Annotated in this window: 1 protein-coding gene and 1 pseudogene; both read right to left on the bottom strand. The window is 44.7% G+C overall.

Annotated elements, in window-relative coordinates; translation table 11 throughout:
* Positions 1–377, bottom strand: a 377-nt coding sequence (locus tag ACE1BR_RS23115) for a recombinase family protein (protein WP_374874419.1), incomplete at its 3' end; no start/stop codon positions are given.
* 847 nt (positions 378–1,224) lie between these two features.
* Positions 1,225–1,416, bottom strand: a pseudogene (locus ACE1BR_RS23120) (IS5/IS1182 family transposase); the annotation flags it as partial.

Below are 1,416 nucleotides of genomic sequence, written 5' to 3' on the forward strand. Positions count from 1 at the left end.
ATTCCTTCAGCTTGCCGCTCCAACATCAACTCTCGTTCGAATGTTGCGATAGCACCGATCATGGTGAGCATTAACTTGCCAGTAGGCGTTGAGGTATCTATCCCCAGATTCAATATCCGTAATGCAACTTGCTTATGTTGTAGAAATTCTGATATCTCCAATAGGTGACGAGTATTACGCGCCAGACGATCCAGCTTGGTAACCATCACCACGTCTCCTTCCTTCACATAATCCAAGAGGAGAGTAAGTTGTGGCCTATCATCACTGGCACCGCTAACCTTCTCCTGGAAAACTTTATTGCATTCAGCCAGTGCTCGAAGTTGAACTTCCAGGCTCTGACCTCCCGTACTAACACGTGCGTAACCTACCAGTGCCATGGTCTCCTCCCGGTCAATAGGGCAAGGTACACTGACCCCCATGGTCAAAAGTCTCGAAGAGACCTTAATGACCAGAAAATGGAGGGAAATAGATGAAATGAGTGCCGATTTCGTGAGTGTCACTAGGGCTTGATCTATTGAATCAAACCAGTGGTTTAAAGACGTAATGTGTCATCTTGTGTCAGTGATAGGATGCCTAATGTCAATCACAGATATCTTACGTAGTACAATAAGGTAATAAGCGCTTTCGATAGAGATTGTGATATGGGTGCTCGAGAGTTCTGTTGTAGTCCTGAACAGTAGAAATACCATGCTGCGATACGACGAACATCAACCCCATTGCTTTTAATATTACCCATGAAGCTTCCTCAATGAAAAGGGACTGCCCAATGCAGTCCTTTGTGCTAATTCATGGATATAATATATATCTGCTTTTTGTTTAATTACATATCACTATCAATATTGCCATCTAAAAATCGAGAGTCATCACTATCACAGCAGGTTTTTATTAAAAAATCTAGTCAGACATATGGTGAGAAAGCCGAATTCAAGAGAGGTATGGCGTAGCATAAATAATCTTAGGGCTGAATGTAGATCCCTAAAGCAATCACTGCGCTTCATTGAGTTTGTTGTGTCAAGTTTTTTAAGGGGGTGTTGAGCTGCTACAGTTGCTATTCGTAGCAACTGTAGCAGGATAAGCAGAGTTATGAATAGGGAGTGTATACGAGTATACAACAATATCCACAGCACACTTACGCCCTAAGGTCGCTAGACTATGTCGGGTATTTGAGGGCGTTGTTGCCCAAATCAGCCAGCAAGTCATGACTTTCCCAGCCCCAGGTGACCGCTACACTTGGGGCTTTCTGACAGGCAGACCAAGCGTGTTCAGTTTGTTTATCGCTCTCACATACGCCATAACCTCTCCCACTTGACCGTTGTAGTTACGCAGACTGATTTTCCCCGTCAGCAACTGCTTGAACCGATACATCGCCGTCTCGGCCAGCGAGCGTCGGTGATACCCCGATATCTTCTTCCAGTG

This window comes from Aeromonas sp. MdU4 (genome assembly GCF_041929505.1).
Lineage (GTDB): Bacteria > Pseudomonadota > Gammaproteobacteria > Enterobacterales > Aeromonadaceae > Aeromonas.